The sequence below is a fragment of the Streptomyces sp. NPDC088116 genome, assembly GCF_044741745.1.
Taxonomy (GTDB): domain Bacteria; phylum Actinomycetota; class Actinomycetes; order Streptomycetales; family Streptomycetaceae; genus Streptomyces.
Genome location: NZ_JBIUTF010000003.1, coordinates 832,422 through 847,319, shown reverse-complemented (window position 1 = coordinate 847,319; position 14,898 = coordinate 832,422). Strand labels below are relative to the sequence as shown.

The following is a 14,898-nucleotide window of genomic DNA, read 5'->3' as shown; positions in this document are numbered from 1 at the left end:
AGGAGTGATCGCAGATGTCAGCCGATGGCGTGTTCGACAACCCCAGCAGGCTCAACGGAATGAGCGTGTACGACAAGGACGGTGACAAGGTCGGCACCGTGGGCCAGGTCTATGTGGGCGACCGCACGGGCCGTCCGGAGTGGGTGACCGTGAAGACCGGTCTGTTCGGTATGAAGGAGAGCCTCGTCCCGCTGTCCGGCGCCCGCCGCGCCGGTGAGGACATCCACGTGCCCTACACCAAGGAGACCGTCAAGGAAGCACCGCGCCTGGACGCCGACGAACATCTCGACCCCAGCCAGGAGAAGCAGCTCTACCAGCACTACGGCCTGACCGCCTCGGCCGCGGGGATCGGCACGGCGGCCGGTACCGCAGCGGGCACGGGCACGGCCGAGGGCACACGGACCGGAACCGGTACGGCGACGGGCACCGCGAGGGGACGAAGCACGTCCGCCGGTACGGCCATGCCCGCCGACTCCGGCGCGATGGCCGCCGGGAGCCGGGAACGTACTCCGGCCGGGATGCGCGGTGGCATGCCCGCCGAGGGCAAGGAGCAGCACGCCGAGGAACTCATCCGTTCCGAGGAGCAACTGCGGGTCAGCGCCGAGGAGCACGAGGTCGGCCACGCGCGGCTGCGCAAGGTCGTCGTGACGGAGGACGTGACCACGTCCGTACCGCTCAGCCACGAAGAGGTCCGCGTCATCCACGAGGCGATCGCCCCGGAGGACCGCGGCGGTTACGGCCGCTCCCGTATCGGCGAGGCCGAGACCGAAGTGATCCTGCACGCCGAGGAAGCGGTGATCCGCAAGGAATCCATCCCCGTCGAGCGCGTACGCATGGAGACGGAGAAGGTGACCGAGCAGAAGGAGGTCTCCGCCGAGATCCGCAAGGAGCAGATCGAGTACGACACCGATCAGACCGCCAAGGGCTTGGGCGGCAAGGACATGCGCGGCAGGCGCGGCCCCGGCCACTGACCGGCCCGTGCGAGGCACACCCGCCCCCGCCCACCACGTACGAGTGGCCGGCGGGGGCAGGCCGTCGAGGATCTCCCCGGTACGCGGCGGGAATGCCGGGCGAAGCGCGGGACAGGTGTGGAGTATGACCAGTTACGTAGTGACGATCCCCGGCACACTTCATGAACCGCTCACCGACGAGGCCCGGTTCACTCTGCTCGGCGCCCTCGGGCACGTGGATCCGCAGAGCACCGACGTCGGGGCGGCCGAGGAACTGGGGCTGCTCTCCGTCGACACCGAGCAGTCCAGGTTCACCCTCCACCTCGAAGTGGACGCCGACGATTCGAACACCGCCAAGGAGGACGCCAGGAGGATCGCGAGCAGCGCCTTCGAGAAGGCCGGCTTCACGACGCGGACCGCGCCCCTCGGAGAACCTGTCATCACGGGTATCGACTCCGAGTAGAGCCACACGCCGGAGCGTGCCGGGCGGGGCAGGCGGCGCGGCCGGTACGGCGTCGGCCCGCGCCGTCCGCCCGCCCTCTTCGGCAACACGCTGCGGCCAGGTCCTGTCCGGTCGGTCGCCCGTGGAGTCTCCCCGGGCTCAAGCGCGAAGTTGTCGATGGTGATCCGTGTCCGCCCGGCGGCGGACGAGGACGACGGGTGACGCGGACCCCGCGGTCGTGGAGGGCCTGGCCGAACTGGACGAATTGCCGCCGCCGTTGCTGTCGGAACAGCCGGCGAGGGTGGTCGTACAGACGGCGGCAAGGGCGGCGGCCGGACCTACCCGGCCGATGCCGTGCGGATGCGGCGGCAGGCTTCCTCCCCGGGCCGTCGGGCCCGCGGCGCCGAGATCAGTAGCTGCTGGCGCTGCCGCTCGGGCTGGCGCCGCCGCTGGCACTCGCACTGGGGCTCATGCTGGAGCTCCCGCTCGGGCTGGCGCTGGGGCTCTTGCTCGGCAGCGGCGTGATGATCTTCTTGCCGTCGACTCCGAGGACGTACCACTTGGCGCCGAAGGCGTTCAGCCCCTGGCCCTTGAATTCACCGGGCTTCTTGTCCTGGTCGAAGGTGTACAGGGGGACACCGTTGTACACGACCTGCTTCTTGCCGTCGCTGCGGGTGATGGTGGACAGCCAGCTCGCCTTGACACCCCCGGTGCCCCCCGACGGCTTGCCGCTGACGATCAGGGGCGGCCATTCCGTCGTGCACTCTCCCGAACAGTTGGACTTGTTCTTCTTGTCCGCTTCGAAGAGGTAGAGGGTGTGGCCCCTGCCGTCGACCAGGACCTTCCCCAGCGGCCCGGACATGGCGGACACCTTGCCCACGTCCACCGACGCCGAAGGCGAAGCGCCCACGGACGCGGACCCGGAGGCCGCCACATAGTCCGCGGGCTCCTCGGACTTCGACGCCGATCCGCCCCCGCCGTTGTCGGAACATCCGGCGAGCGCCGCGGCACACAGCACGGCCGCGGCCACAGCGGTGGCCGCTGTCCTGGTGTTGCTCCTCATCAAGGCTCCTCAAGATCCAGCCACCCGACGGGCAGCACTCCGACCGCCCGATAGCGGCCGTATGACCCACTACACGACACCGCCCGATACCGGGCCACCGGACAGAGCCGTCCGGCGTACACGGCCCTGGACGAGCGAGGCGCGGCGGGATCGCCGGGCGGCTCGGGCTGCCCCGATCGGGTGAGGTAGTGTGGGGGGCTGCGAAGGGGAGTAGCCCCGAAAACCGGTCGTCGACACACTGGAACCCCCGGGTTCCCGGTGGCCGGGCCCGCCGATCCGGCGGGTGGGCGAGACCTTCGGTCAGGCATCGACGTGCCCGCGTCCGCGGGCGCCACCGTCATGCCGGGCCGAGTGGTCCTCCTGGCTCCGATACGGTGCTTCGCGAAGATCCGGGCCCGGCCTTCAGAGAAAGCCACCCGGAATGCATCTCGACCCTCTGGCGATCATCACCGCCTTCGGGCTGATCTTCCTCGCGGAGCTCCCCGACAAGACCATGTTCGCGTCCCTCGCCATGGGAACGCGGATGCGCCCGCTGTACGTCTGGTTCGGTACGTCGACGGCGTTCATCGTGCATGTCGCCATCGCCGTGGGGGCGGGCGGTCTCCTCGGGCTCCTGCCCGACTGGATCGTCAAGCTCGTCTCCGCGCTCCTCTTCGCCTTCGGCGCCTTCATGCTGCTGCGCGGCGGGGACGACGACAACGACGAGGACAGCGAGACCAAGACCGTCACCGGCTTCTGGCCGGTCTATTCGACCGCCTTCATGGCCGTCTTCATCAGCGAGTGGGGCGACCTGACCCAGATCACCACCGCCAACCTCGCGGCCAGCAACGGCGCCTGGTCCACCGCCATCGGTTCGGCCGCGGCTCTCATGTCCGTTTCCGCGCTGGCCCTGCTCGCCGGGCGCTTCATCGCCACCCGGGTCCCGCTGAAGACCGTCCAGCGCATCGGCGGCGTGTGCATGCTCGGTCTGGCGATCTGGTCCGTCGTCGAGATCTTCGTGGGCTGAGGGACCTACGAGCTCTTCCGGACGGCCGGGCTCGACACCGAGGAGGGCGGGGCCCGTTGACGTACAGCGGTGTCAGCGAACCCCGCCCTCGGGACGGATGGATCAGCGCGGCGTGGCGAGTCAGCCCGCCGCCGGGGCCACGTGCTTCCCCAGGACGGCGAGGACGTCACGGGCCGCCGTGGGGCCGGTGTTGAGGTAGAAGACGTCGTCGTCGACGGCCAGCGCGGTCTTGCCCGCGACGGCGGACAGCGCCGGCCACAGCGGCGCGCTGGTCAGCTCCGACGCCTTGGCCTGGTCGCCCTGGACCCCGTAGAAGAGCCAGTCGGCGTCGGCACGGTCCAGCTGCTCGTTGCTGATGTCCTGCGACGTCTTGTCGAACCGCTGGCTCTCGGGGCGCCCGAGGCCCGCGTCCTCGGCGATGCTGCCGGTGAACGAGGGCACGCCGAAGACCCGAAGACGGTCTCCGTTGAGGCGCAGGAACGACACTGTCACCGGCTTGTCGAGGGATGCGCCCAGCTTCTTGGCGTCGGCGTGGAAATCATCGAGGTAGGACTGTGCCCGCCCGGTCTTGCCCAGCCCGTCGGCGACGAGCAGGAAGTCCTGCTTCCAGTAGAGCCCGGTGCCCTGGGTGACCACGGTGGGCGCCAGAGCGCTCAGCGCGCCGTACAGGCTCTTGGGGTTCTTGCCCGCGGTGTTCATCAGGATCAGGTCGGGATCGAGATTCGCGATCGCCTCCACGTTGGGGTCGAAGCGGGAGCCGACGTCCGCGACCTTCCCCAGTTGTGCGGCGTCCTTCGGGAAGTCCTTCTTCAAGTACTTCGGTATGAGGTCCGCGCCCTCGCCCCGGGTCGAGCCCGCGGGCACCGTGCCCAGCGTGAGCAGCGCGTCGGCCTGGCCGGTGGAGATCACCACGACCTTCTTGGGCACGGCCTTGATGGTGGTGCTGCCTGCGAAGTGTTTGACGGTGCGCGGGAATTCGCCGTCCTTTTTGCCGCTGCCCATGCCCTTGGGCACGGAGCGGGGTGCGGTATGGGTCGTCGAAGCGGTCGACGGCGCGTCGGCCGCGCCGGTGGCCGACGAGTCCGTCGAGTTCGCGGAACAGCCGCTGAGCAGCAGGGCGCCGGCTACGGCGACGCCACTGACGACACGGGTGAGAGAGAGATCACGGAAGCGGTACACGATCCTTTAGCTTAGGCTTCCCTAAGTGCGGATGAGTAGGTATGAGAGCCATGCGATAGATCACAGAACCGGAAGGGTGCATTCCGTGAAGCTGGTGCGACCGGGCGGCGTTCGCCGTGCCGAGGGGCAGTGCCCCGACGCACAGGGGGCGCGCGGCCGGCGGTCCGGCGGCGAGCGGCCCGGGGAACACCGGGGCGACGGTGACCGTCCGCGCGCCGGCCGGCTCCGGAGTGGCGGACGGGTCGCGGCTCTCGTGGTCTGCCTCGGCATCGTCGTACTGCTCATCCTGGTCAGCCTGGGTGTCGGCGCGCGCAGTGTGCCCCTGGAAACCGTGTGGCGTGTCCTGTTCCATGACGACGCCGGCCCCGACGCCATCATCGTGTGGCGGCTGCGCGTGCCCCGTACCGCGCTGGCGATCGTCGTCGGGGCGGCCCTGGCCCTGGCCGGAGTCGTCATGCAGGCCATCACCCGTAATCCGCTCGCCGAGCCGGGCATCGTGGGGGTCAACTCCGGTGCCTCGTTCGCGGTGGTGATCGCGATCGCCGGGTTCCATGTCACCGGTGTGTCCGGCTACGTCTGGTTCGCCTTCGCGGGAGCCGTCCTGGCCGCGCTGATCGTCTACACCCTCACCTCGGGCGCCACCAGGAGCCATCACCACACCCGGCTCGTCCTGGCGGGAGCCGCGCTGTCGGCGAGTCTGGGCGCCTTCACCGGCATCCTCACCATGTTCAACACCACGGCCTTCGACTCGTACCGCTTCTGGGTGGTGGGGTCGCTGGAGAACCGGGGTACGGAGGCCCTCCCCGCGATCCTCCCCTTCGTCGTGGTCGGCATGGTGATCGCGCTCGTGCTCGGCCCGTCCCTCAACGCGCTGGCGCTGGGGGACGATGTCGGCGCGGCGCTCGGGCTCAGGGTGCCCTGGGTGCGCGCGGCCGGTTTTCTCGCGATCATGCTGCTGTGCGGGGCCTCGACCGCCGCCGCCGGACCGATCGCGTTCGTCGGCCTGGTCGTCCCGCATGTGCTGCGGCTGCTTCTCGGCCCCGACCTCCGTTGGCTGTTGGCCTTCTCGCTGCCGGGCGGCGCCGTTCTGCTGCTCCTGAGTGACATCGTGGGACGGGTGATCGCCCCTCCCGGCGAGATCGAGGTGGGTATCGTCACCGCGTTCCTCGGGGCCCCGGTGCTGCTGTGGCTCGTCGTGCGACGCAAGGAGGTCGCCTCGTGACCACCCTGCACGACCCCGCACTTCGCCCGGTGGAACGCTCCACGGCTCCCTCCATCGACCGCTCCGCCGCCCCCGTCCGCGTGCTGCGGCTTCCCGGATCGATCACACTGCGCTACTCGGGCCGGGCCGCCGCCGTCATGGCCGTCCTGCTCGTGTGCTGCGCGGCCGTGTGGGCCCTCACCCTGTTCACCGGTACGTACCGGATCGGCGCCGGCCAGGTCGTCGACGTACTCACCGGTGGAGGTTCCGGCACCGACCGGTTCATCATCGTCGGCCAGCGACTGCCACGGGTCTGCGCCGCGTTGCTCGTCGGAGCGGCACTCGGCCTGTCCGGGGCGCTGTTCCAGAGTCTCTCGCGCAACCCGCTCGGCAGTCCGGACGTCATCGGGTTCACGACCGGTTCCACCAGTGGCGCGCTCGTGGTGATCCTGGCCGGCGGCGGGAGCGCCGGGCTGAGTGTCGGCGCGGGTTCCGTACTCGGCGGCCTGCTGACCGCGGTGGCCGTGTACGGGTTCACCGCGTCACGGGGAGTCTCCGGCAACCGGCTGGTACTCGGCGGCATCGCCGTCGGCGCCATGCTCGCGTCGGTCAACGACTTCCTCATCACACGGGCCGATCTGGAGTCCGCGGAGAGCGCCAAGGCCTGGACCTTCGGCAGTCTCAACGCGGTCGCCTGGCCCCAGGTCACCCCGCTGGCGATCGCGCTGCCCGTCCTCACCGTGGGGTCCCTGGCCCTGGGCAGGCCGCTGCGGCTGATGGAGATGGGGGACGACACCGCGGGCGCGCTCGGGGTGAACATCGCGCGCGTCCGCGCGCTGACCCTGCTGGCCGGCGTCGCGCTGGCCGGCACGGCCATCGCCGTGGCCGGACCGATCGGCTTCCTGGCCCTGGCGGCCCCTCAACTCGCCCGCAGGATCGTCCGCTCCCCCGGCCCGCCGATCGGCTCGGCCATGCTCGTGGGAGGGCTCATCCTCGCCACGGCCGACCTGCTGGCACAGCGTCTCCTCTCCCCCTTCCAGATCCCGGTGGGACTGGTCACCGGGGCGCTCGGGGGCCTCTACCTGCTGTGGCTGCTGTCGAGGGAGAAGAAGACCGCCCGGTCGCGGTGAGCGCCGGGCCGCTGCGGCGAACGAGGCGAACGACCGGGGCGGCGAGGGCCCGGGGAAGACGGGAGGGCTCGGGGACGGGGAGGTGAAGGCGCGGACCGCGAGGCCCCCCGGGGCCTGGTCGCGCGGACCGCCGGACCACCAGGAAGGCGGCGTACCCTCTATATGACCTGCTGTTGTCCGGGAGGACGCGTCACCGAGCCGGCCTCGCGCCGGAGCGGCTCGTCCCCGCCGTCACGGCCCCGCTCCCCCCAACGACCCGCAAGAGAGCAGGAACAACCCGTGAACAGCCCCAGCCACACGTACGACGTCCTCCTGGTGGAGGACGATCCGGCAGACGCGCTGCTCATCGAGGAGGCCCTCCAGGAGCACGGGATGGCCCGTTCCATCACTCAGGCCGAGGACGGTCTGGCCGCGCTGGAATACCTGCGGGACACCGCCAACCCGCACCCCGACCTCATCGTGCTCGACCTCAACATGCCGCGCATGAACGGGCGCGAGCTGCTCACCGTCCTCAAGGACGATCCGCAGCTGCTGACGATCCCGGTCGTGGTCCTGACCACCTCGGGCGCCCCGGACGACGTGCGCTCCGCCTACCACCAGCACGCGAACGCCTATGTCGTCAAGCCGCTCGACCTGGACGACTTCATCCGGACCGTACGGAGCATCGACTCGTTCTTCCTCGAAACGGCGACCAAGGCGCCCCGGAACTGACGGCCCGTGACAGGGGGGGGGCGGGCCGGGGGTCGCGACGCGGGGCGATTAGGATGACCGTATGAGACCGTCGGCACGGCCCACGCCCCGGCCCTTCGGGGCGCGGGCCGTTGTGCTGTTGGTGCTGACGGTGGTGGCCGGAGTGCTGGCGATGCACGGGATGGCGACGGCTCCTCCCGGCGGGACGCACTCCGCTCCCTCGGCTCACGCGATGACGGCCGGCGCGCCGGACTGCGTACAGCCGGACCACGGGAGCGGCGGGCATCTGGCCCACGCAGACGCCACCTGCGCGGCCGCCGGTACGGGGACGGGCCCCGCGCCGCACATCCTCACCGCCTCGGCCCTGCCGTCCGGCACGGCTCACCCGGCGACCGCACCGCGGCAGGCCCCCGGGGCCCCGCCGGGCGTACCTCCCCCCTCTCTGAGCGAACTGCAACTCCTGCGCATATAGGCGTGCCCCGCGGCCGGCCCTCCGTTTCGGGCCGGTGGCCGCTTCCGGCATGCCCCCTCTCACTCACGCACAGGAGTCGATTCACCATGACCTCATACCGTCACCCCCTCGGCCGCGCTGCCCTCGCCGTGGCCATGACCGGAGCCGCGCTGGCACTCGCCGCCTGCGGCGCCGACGGCAGTTCCACGGGACACTCCGCCCATGAGGGCTCGTCCCCCTCCGCTTCGGCATCGGCCCCGGCTTCGGGCTCGGCGTCGCGGCACGACGCGGCGGACGTGTCCTTCGCGAAGGGCATGATCCCCCATCACCGGCAGGCCGTGGAGATGGCCGATCTCGCCGCCGGCCGGGCCTCCTCGGCCGAGGTGAAGGCACTCGCGTCCGAGATCAAGAAGGCCCAGGACCCGGAGATCAAGACCCTGTCCGGCTGGCTCACCGCCTGGGGCGAGGACGTTCCGGCGAAGGGCGCGGATCACTCCGGGCACGCCATGGCCGGGATGATGAGCGGTGACGACATGTCCGGGCTGGAGAAGGCGTCCGGCAAGGCCTTCGACACCGCGTTCCTGGACCTGATGGTCGAGCACCACGAAGGCGCCGTCGCGATGGCCAGGACGGAGCAGGCCGAGGGCGCCCACCAGGGAGCCAAGGACATGGCCGACGACATCATCGCTTCCCAGACGGCCGAGATCACCCGGATGAAGGCCCTCCTCGGTTCGTAACAACGAGGTTGGTCCGGGGGCCGCGTCGACGGCGCGGCCCCCGGCTTCCCGGGAGGCGGTCCCACACGGCACGGGCCGCGCGGTCTCCCCTGCCTGCCGCTGAACGCACCGAGCTCCGGCCACCAGATCACATGGAGAATCGTCAACTCATGGTTGACGATTCTCCATGCGTCAACTTATGGTTGACGCATGGAGAATCCAGTCCAAATGTCGAATCCGGTCCGCCTCGACGACCTCATCGAGGCCATCAAGAAAACCCACTCCGACTCACTCGACCAGCTGTCCGACGCGGTCATCGCCGCGGATCACCTGGGCGACGTGGCAGACCACCTGATCGGCCACTTCGTGGATCAGGCGCGACGCTCCGGCGCGTCCTGGACGGACATCGGCCGGAGCATGGGGGTCAGCAAGCAGGCAGCCCAGAAGCGCTTCGTCCCGAAGACGCCCGGCGAGCCGTCGGACCTCGATCCCAGCCAGGGATTCGGCCGGTTCACGGACCGGGCGAGGAACGTCGTCATGGCGTCCCAGAACGAGGCCCGCGCGGCCGGAAACGGCGAGATCCGTCCCGAGCACCTGGTGCTGGGACTGCTGAGCGAGCCGGACGGACTCGGCGCGAAGGCGATCTCCGCGCGGGACGTTTCGCCGGAGACCGTCCGGCAGGCCGTCGCCGCGACGCTGCCGCCCGCGGCCGAACCGGTGCCCGATCTCATCCCGTACGACGCACGGACCCGCAAGGCGCTGGAACTCACCTTCCGGGAGGCCGTGCGGATGGGCCACAACTATGTCGGGACGGAGCACATCCTGCTCGCGCTGCTGGAGCTGGAGGACGGCGCGGGCGTGCTGTCCGGGCTCGGTATCGACAAGGCGGCCGCCGAGGCCGACATCAGGGATGCCCTGGCCGCCATCATCGCCGCCCGCGAGAGCGAGCTGAACCAGGGGTGAAGGACCACCGGGCAGGACGCGCCCGTACCTCGCGTCCTGCCCGGTGAGCCCAACGAGCGGGCGGAGGCGGCCGGACAGGTCAGCTCTTCGCGAGCTGTCGCTGGACGGCTGCCCTGTCCCAGAACGCCTTCTGCCGTGCGATGCGGCCGTCGGGGCCCACCTCGTAGGTGTTGACACCGTCGAAGTCGGCGCCGCGCCCGCCCGCCTCGACATGACAGGTCCAGATGACGGCTGCCTGGTCACCTCCGTAGAAGTAGGTGACCGGCCGGAGCCTCATGACCGGGAACGCGTCGAAGACGCCCTGCTGGAACGCCCGGAGGGCTTCCCTGCCGACGACCGGCTCGCCTCCTACCGGGTCCTCGCTGCGGCCGTCGGGCACGAAGTTGTCCGCCCACGCCGCCGCGTCCCGGTCGGTGACGGCGGCGAAATACCGGGCGACGGCGGCCTCGGCGGGGAATCCGTCGGAACTGGGCTCTGTCACGGGTGATTCCCTTCCTCGTGATCACGGAGCTGCGGATGACGACGGCGGTGCGGGGTCACGGAGCGGTGTGGGAGACCATGACGTGCTTGACGCGGGTGTAGTCGTCGAAGCCGTAGCGGCTGAGGTCCCGTCCGGTGCCCGACTGCTTGTAGCCGCCGTGCGGCAGCTCCGCCAGGATCACCTGGTGGCAGTTGAGCCAGACACAGCCGAAGTCCAGCTCCGCGCTGACCCGTGTCGCGCGGCCCAGGTCACTGGTCCACACGCTGGAGACCAGGCCGTAGTCGACGCCGTTCGCGAGCGCCAGTGCCTCCTCCTCGGTGTCGAAGGGCTGGACGGTGACGACAGGCCCGAACGTCTCCTGCTGGACCACGTCGTCGTCCTGCCGGACCCCGGAGACGACGGTCGGCGGGAAGAAGTATCCGGGGCGGTCCACACGCGTTCCGCCGGTCTCCACCACGGCATGCTCCGGCAGCCCCTCGATGACGGCGCCGACCCGATCGGCCTGGCCGGCGCTGTTGAGCGGACCATAGAAGGCGTCCTCGGACGGGTCGCCGGTGCGGGTGTCGCGCGCCGCGGCCACGAGTGCGGCGAGCAGCGCGTCATGCGCCTCGCGCTGTACCAGCACCCGGGTGACGGCCGTACAGTCCTGGCCCGCGTTGAAGTACGCGGCGTCGGCCAGGGAGCGCGCGGTGCGCGTCGGATCGACGTCCGCGAAGACGATCGCGGGCGCCTTGCCGCCGAGTTCCAGGTGGATGTTCTTCAGGTCGGCCGCGGCGGCCGTCATGACCTGGGACCCCGCGCGGGTGCTGCCGGTGATCGCGACCATGTCCACGTCCGGATGGGAGACCAGGGCGCGGCCGGTGTCCCGGTCACCGCAGACGATGTTGACGACGCCGGGCGGGAACACCTCGGCGGCGAGTTCGCCGAGCAGCACGGTGGACCACGGAGTGGTGTCGGACGGTTTCAGTACGACGGTGTTTCCCGCGGCGAGGGCGGGACCAAGCTTCCACACCGCCATCATCAGCGGGTAGTTCCACGGCGTCACCTGGCCGATGACACCGACCGGCTCCCGGCGGATGTACGAGGTGTGTCCCTCGGTGTACTCCCCCGCCGCCAGCCCCTCCAGCACCCGGGCGGCCCCGGCGAAGAAGCGCAACTGGTCCACACACCGGTCGACCTCCACGACCCGGGTGGCCTGCGACGGTTTGCCGGTGCTGCGTACCTCTGCCGCCAGCAGACGGTCGGCGTGCTCGGCGACGAGGTCGGCCAGCCGCAGCAGGGCGGCCTGGCGCCGGGCCGGCGTGCTGCGCCGCCAGCCGGTGAAGGCACGGCGGGCGGCGGCGACCGCGGTGTCGACGTCGGCGGCGGACGACCGGGGCGCGGTGCCGTAGACCTCGCCGGTGGCGGGATCGGTCAGGTCCATGCGCCCTGCCACCTCGGCCGCTTCGCCGTCGATGATGTTGTGCAGAGACAGGTCGGACATACGGGTGCTCCTTGCACGGGTGGATGACCGCGGCCCGGGGGCCGGCCGGTCGTCGGCTGTTTCGGTTCGGTCAGCACGTTCGGTCAGCGCGTTCGACCGAGACGTCCGGTCAAGACGTCCCGTCAAGACTGCGGTTCGACCAGGATGTGCGATCAGGTCGTCGGCCGCCTCGGCGCCGCGCACACGGCGCGGTCCGCGCGTCAGGCGTCGGCGCGCGGGGAGGCGGCGGTGCGGCGTGCCAACGGCGGTCCGGCGGCGTAGGAACCGGCGACCGTGATGGCCGCGAGGAGTACGAGCAGCAGGGCGACGCTCCACGAAGCGCCGTCGGCGGTGTCGACCAGCCAGGTCGCGATGAGCGGCAGGAATCCGGCGGCCACCCCGGCGAGGTTGTAGGACACCGCCACGGCGCTGTAGCGGAACGTCTCGGGGAACATCCCGGTGATCACGGCGCCGATCGGGGCGTACGGAATGGAGACGGCGCCGATGCCGAGGGCCACACCGAGGATCACCAGGCCGGTCTGTCCGGTGTCGACCAGCCGGAAGACGGGGAAGGCGACCAGCATCGAGATCACACCGCCCGCGGCGCACACCTTCCAGGCGCCGATCCGGTCGGCCACCCGCCCGGCGACGAACAGGACGGCGATCTCCACCACCGAGCCGATGACGGTGGCGTTCAGCATCACGGATTTGTCGATGCCGAGCTGTTCGGTGCCGTAGGAGATGATGAAGGTGCTGAGCAGGAAGAATCCACCGATGCCGAGCAGCGCGGCGGCGACCGCGACCACCATCCGGCCCCAGCTCCTGCGGAACGCCTCGATGAGCGGCGCGGGCGGCGGGCCGTCGCGCTCCGCGTCCGCGAGCATGGCGCGGAAGACCGGCGACTCCTCGATACGCAGCCGCAGGTAGAGCGCGAAGACCAGCAGGCCGAAGGCGGCGAGGAAGGGAACGCGCCAGCCCCAGGAGTAGAACGCGTCGTCGGGCAGCAGCCCCACGAGGGCGAAGGCGCCGCTGGAGAGCAAGGTGCCCACGGGCGAACCGAGTTGGGGGATGGAGGAGTAACTGCCGTGCTTTTCCTTCGGTGTGTGTTCGAGGGTGAGCAGCATGGCGCCGCTCCACTCGCCGCCCACCGAGATGCCCTGCATGAAGCGCAGGGTCGCCAGCAGGACGGGGGCCCAGACCCCGATGGTGTCGTACGACGGCAACAGACCGATGCACCCGGTGGTGACGCCCATCAGGACGACGGTGATGATCAGCGCGGCCTTGCGCCCGTAGCGGTCGCCGATGTGGCCGAAGAGCGCGGCGCCGATCGGGCGGGCGACGAAGCCGACGGCGAAGGTGCTGAAGGACGCGATGGTGCCGACGGTCGGGTCGAGGCCGGGGAAGAAGAGCTTGTTGAAGACGAGGGCCGCGGCGGTGCCGTAGAGGAAGTAGTCGTACCACTCCAGCGCGGTGCCGGTGAAGGCAGCCGTCAGCAGTCGCCTGATGTCGGACTCGCTCGGTCCGGTGGCTGGTGGGGCGGCGGCGGGGACGGTGGAGTCACTCACACTTGCTCCTGGCAGGGGGCTGACGGTGGGGACGGACGGGGAGGACGGAGGGCGGGTACATGGAGAAGGCCGAGCAGCGGAATCAGGAATCAGAAGTCAGATGCACTGCCGTGGCCTCCTGTGGTGCGCGTTGCCCGGTGCGGATCTCCGAGATTCCTCAGCATCCCCGCACAGCAGAGGACCGCCAACGTTGAAACATCGCCAATGAGAGGTCCAGGATTGTGCACATGCACGATCACCTGACCGCACTGCCCGATCCGACGCCCCGTGTCGTCCAGCTTGCCGAGGCATGTCTGGACGACATCGATCTGCTGACCGGGGAATGGATCGATGTCGTCCGGCCGGTACGGTCCTCGTACGCCGACCGCGTCCCCGACCAGGAGTTCCGGAACGCGGCCCGGCACGCCTTCGAGTTGCTGCTGCGTACGGTCGCCCAGCTGCGGGTGCCCGACGAGGTGGCGGCGGTGTCCGAACAGGTCGGCGAGCGGCGGGCCCGCCAGGGGGTGCCGCTGGAGGCCCTGCTGGACGCGGCGCGGCTGGACTTCCGGGTCGTGTGGGGGGCCATGGTCAACCGGGCCGCGCCCGAGGACATGGCCCAGCTCGCGGCGTCCGCGTACCACGTCTGGGAGGCCGTCGAGGGTCACGTCACCGGCATCATGCGGGCCTACCAGCGCACGGTGCTGGAAATGGGGCGCCGGGCGGAGGACGAGCGGCGGATGTGGTTCGCCCGGCTGCTGGACAACGCCGGCCGTAATCCGACGGTCGTACGCGACGCGGGCCTGGCGCTGGGCTTCGAGGGCTCGGGCCGCTTCCTCTGCGCGGCGGCGGCCGCGCGGGACGGGGCCAGGCTGCTGCGGGCGACGGCCGCGCTGCGTGCCGCCGGGGTCACGCTCCAGCAGCAGCCGGTCGCCTCGGACGAGGTACTCACCGTCCAGTTGGGGGCGCGGGTCACCCCGCAGGTTGTGCTGGCCCAGTTGAGCGACGTGCCGTGCGGGGTGTCGCCCGTGGTGGAGGGGCTGGCTTCGGTGCCCCGAGCGGTCCTGCTCGCCACCGCCACCGCGCGGGTTCTTCCGGCCGGGGAGTCGGGGCCGCGCCGGCTGGAGGACAGCTGGCTGGACGTGCTGGTCCACCGGACGGAAGAGCTGAGCGGTGAGCTCGCCGACGATGTGCTGGGCGGGCTGAACGCGACCGGGGTGGCCGACGTCGAGACGGCGCGTCTGCTGGAGACGGTCCAGACGCATCTGACGGGCAGCGGCTCCATCGTGGACACGGCCGCCGCGCTGTACTGCCACCGCAACACCGTGCAGCAGCGCTTCAACCGGTTCCACGAGCTGACCGGGCGGGATGTACGCCGTCCCGAGGACGCCGCGCTGATCGCGCTCGCCCTGCGCGCCCGGGAGCAGCGCTCCGTGACACGGCGGAACTGACGGGGCGCCCCGCACCGGGGCCGACCCGGCTGAACCCGTGTGGGCACCCGCCGTGGGGGGGGGGGGGGGGGGGGGGGGGGGGGGCGGGGGGGGGGGGGGGCCCCCCCCCCGCGGGGGGGGGGGGGGGCGGGGGGGGGGGGGGGGCCGGGGGGGGGGGGGGGCCCCCGGCGGG

15 protein-coding genes are annotated in these 14,898 nt (G+C 71.0%); 10 read left to right on the top strand and 5 right to left on the bottom strand.

Features of this window, described 5'->3' with window-relative positions:
• The first annotated feature begins 14 nt into the window (after positions 1–14).
• Positions 15–971, top strand: coding sequence for a PRC and DUF2382 domain-containing protein (locus ACIOJD_RS15995; RefSeq protein ID WP_401913377.1), 957 nt, complete (start codon positions 15–17; stop codon positions 969–971).
• A 124-nt stretch (positions 972–1,095) separates the two neighbouring features.
• On the top strand, positions 1,096–1,413 hold the full coding sequence (locus tag ACIOJD_RS15990; RefSeq protein ID WP_401913375.1) for a hypothetical protein: 318 nt from the start codon (positions 1,096–1,098) through the stop codon (positions 1,411–1,413).
• Between the two features lie 388 nt (positions 1,414–1,801).
• On the opposite strand, the gene ACIOJD_RS15985 is transcribed toward ACIOJD_RS15990, so the two are convergent.
• The gene (locus tag ACIOJD_RS15985) at positions 1,802–2,455 is read right to left on the bottom strand and encodes a hypothetical protein (RefSeq protein WP_401913372.1); all 654 of its coding nucleotides are present in this window, start codon (positions 2,453–2,455) and stop codon (positions 1,802–1,804) included.
• A gap of 421 nt (positions 2,456–2,876) precedes the next feature.
• Here ACIOJD_RS15985 and ACIOJD_RS15980 point away from each other — a divergent pair, with 421 nt between their 5' ends.
• Positions 2,877–3,461: a TMEM165/GDT1 family protein gene (locus ACIOJD_RS15980; RefSeq protein WP_401913369.1), complete on the top strand. Its 585-nt coding sequence runs from the start codon at positions 2,877–2,879 to the stop codon at positions 3,459–3,461.
• Between the two features lie 120 nt (positions 3,462–3,581).
• Here the strand turns inward: ACIOJD_RS15980 and ACIOJD_RS15975 are convergent, their stop codons facing one another.
• On the bottom strand, positions 3,582–4,640 hold the full coding sequence (locus tag ACIOJD_RS15975) for an ABC transporter substrate-binding protein (RefSeq protein WP_401913366.1): 1,059 nt from the start codon (positions 4,638–4,640) through the stop codon (positions 3,582–3,584).
• An 85-nt stretch (positions 4,641–4,725) separates the two neighbouring features.
• Here ACIOJD_RS15975 and ACIOJD_RS15970 point away from each other — a divergent pair, with 85 nt between their 5' ends.
• From ACIOJD_RS15970 to ACIOJD_RS15945, 6 genes are all read left to right on the top strand, one after another.
• Complete coding sequence (locus ACIOJD_RS15970) at positions 4,726–5,862, top strand: FecCD family ABC transporter permease (RefSeq protein ID WP_401913364.1); 1,137 nt, start codon at positions 4,726–4,728, stop codon at positions 5,860–5,862.
• Positions 5,859–6,971 carry a FecCD family ABC transporter permease gene (locus ACIOJD_RS15965; RefSeq protein ID WP_401913361.1) on the top strand — a complete coding sequence of 371 codons (1,113 nt, stop codon included), beginning with the start codon at positions 5,859–5,861 and terminating at the stop codon, positions 6,969–6,971. The genes ACIOJD_RS15970 and ACIOJD_RS15965 overlap by 4 nt, the downstream gene beginning before the upstream one ends.
• A gap of 279 nt (positions 6,972–7,250) precedes the next feature.
• On the top strand, positions 7,251–7,682 hold the full coding sequence (locus ACIOJD_RS15960) for a response regulator (RefSeq protein ID WP_401889080.1): 432 nt from the start codon (positions 7,251–7,253) through the stop codon (positions 7,680–7,682).
• Between the two features lie 61 nt (positions 7,683–7,743).
• A complete protein-coding gene (locus ACIOJD_RS15955) occupies positions 7,744–8,133 on the top strand; it encodes a DUF6153 family protein (protein ID WP_401913358.1) in 390 nt (129 codons plus the stop codon).
• 86 nt (positions 8,134–8,219) lie between these two features.
• Positions 8,220–8,849, top strand: a complete 630-nt coding sequence (locus tag ACIOJD_RS15950; protein WP_401913356.1) for a DUF305 domain-containing protein — start codon at positions 8,220–8,222, stop codon at positions 8,847–8,849.
• Positions 8,850–9,038: 189 nt separating this feature from the next.
• Positions 9,039–9,791 carry a Clp protease N-terminal domain-containing protein gene (locus ACIOJD_RS15945; protein WP_401913353.1) on the top strand — a complete coding sequence of 251 codons (753 nt, stop codon included), beginning with the start codon at positions 9,039–9,041 and terminating at the stop codon, positions 9,789–9,791.
• A gap of 79 nt (positions 9,792–9,870) precedes the next feature.
• On the opposite strand, the gene ACIOJD_RS15940 is transcribed toward ACIOJD_RS15945, so the two are convergent.
• The 3 genes from ACIOJD_RS15940 to ACIOJD_RS15930 all read right to left on the bottom strand — a co-directional run bounded on the left by ACIOJD_RS15940 (position 9,871) and on the right by ACIOJD_RS15930 (position 13,299).
• Positions 9,871–10,272 (bottom strand): nuclear transport factor 2 family protein, encoded by a 402-nt coding sequence (locus tag ACIOJD_RS15940; protein WP_401913350.1) that lies wholly within the window; start codon positions 10,270–10,272, stop codon positions 9,871–9,873.
• 55 nt (positions 10,273–10,327) lie between these two features.
• The gene (locus ACIOJD_RS15935) at positions 10,328–11,755 is read right to left on the bottom strand and encodes a gamma-aminobutyraldehyde dehydrogenase (protein ID WP_401913347.1); all 1,428 of its coding nucleotides are present in this window, start codon (positions 11,753–11,755) and stop codon (positions 10,328–10,330) included.
• 200 nt (positions 11,756–11,955) lie between these two features.
• On the bottom strand, positions 11,956–13,299 hold the full coding sequence (locus tag ACIOJD_RS15930) for an MFS transporter (protein ID WP_401913345.1): 1,344 nt from the start codon (positions 13,297–13,299) through the stop codon (positions 11,956–11,958).
• Between the two features lie 227 nt (positions 13,300–13,526).
• On the opposite strand from ACIOJD_RS15930, the gene ACIOJD_RS15925 reads away from it, so the two are divergent.
• A complete protein-coding gene (locus tag ACIOJD_RS15925; protein ID WP_401913342.1) occupies positions 13,527–14,726 on the top strand; it encodes a helix-turn-helix domain-containing protein in 1,200 nt (399 codons plus the stop codon).
• Positions 14,727–14,898 lie beyond the last annotated feature (172 nt).

Bases quoted from the DNA above. Each gene is read 5' to 3' on its own strand.
- ACIOJD_RS15925 (WP_401913342.1), top strand. From the start codon at position 13,527: ATGCACGATCACCTGACCGCACTGCCCGATCCGACGCCCCGTGTCGTC.
- ACIOJD_RS15945 (WP_401913353.1), top strand. From the start codon at position 9,039: ATGGAGAATCCAGTCCAAATGTCGAATCCGGTCCGCCTCGACGACCTC.
- ACIOJD_RS15980 (WP_401913369.1), top strand. From the start codon at position 2,877: ATGCATCTCGACCCTCTGGCGATCATCACCGCCTTCGGGCTGATCTTC.
- ACIOJD_RS15955 (WP_401913358.1), top strand. From the start codon at position 7,744: ATGAGACCGTCGGCACGGCCCACGCCCCGGCCCTTCGGGGCGCGGGCC.
- ACIOJD_RS15935 (WP_401913347.1), bottom strand. From the start codon at position 11,755: ATGTCCGACCTGTCTCTGCACAACATCATCGACGGCGAAGCGGCCGAG.
- ACIOJD_RS15990 (WP_401913375.1), top strand. From the start codon at position 1,096: ATGACCAGTTACGTAGTGACGATCCCCGGCACACTTCATGAACCGCTC.
- ACIOJD_RS15985 (WP_401913372.1), bottom strand. From the start codon at position 2,455: ATGAGGAGCAACACCAGGACAGCGGCCACCGCTGTGGCCGCGGCCGTG.
- ACIOJD_RS15995 (WP_401913377.1), top strand. From the start codon at position 15: ATGTCAGCCGATGGCGTGTTCGACAACCCCAGCAGGCTCAACGGAATG.
- ACIOJD_RS15950 (WP_401913356.1), top strand. From the start codon at position 8,220: ATGACCTCATACCGTCACCCCCTCGGCCGCGCTGCCCTCGCCGTGGCC.